The 254-nt window shown below is 52.4% G+C and carries 1 protein-coding gene; it reads right to left on the reverse strand.

All coding sequences use genetic code 11. The annotated features are described in order from the left end of the window. Positions 1-7: 7 nt before the first annotated feature. A partial coding sequence (locus L9G74_RS21355) for a C1 family peptidase (protein ID WP_238898812.1) occupies positions 8-254 on the reverse strand: 247 nt, incomplete at its 5' end.

The following is a 254-nucleotide window of genomic DNA, read 5'->3' on the forward strand; positions in this document are numbered from 1 at the left end:
CCACTTATTAGATAGAACCTTCTGAACTCTCCTCGGTGCTCTTTCTGCGACCTTCGACGATGGGGTAGCTAGCTTGGGTTGCTATGCCACAGGTGTTAGTCCTGCTCCTAGCCCTCTTGTTATATCCATTCTCACCCCACTGTTCGCTCCAGGAGTTCTTGACGAGCCAGTATTTCTGGCCTTTCTCTACGCCGTATCCGACGACGAGGACACCATGATCTAGCTGCACGCTGCTGCATTCAGGCTCGTAGAAC

The sequence above is a fragment of the Shewanella electrica genome, assembly GCF_022321485.1.
Classification (GTDB): domain Bacteria; phylum Pseudomonadota; class Gammaproteobacteria; order Enterobacterales; family Shewanellaceae; genus Shewanella; species Shewanella electrica.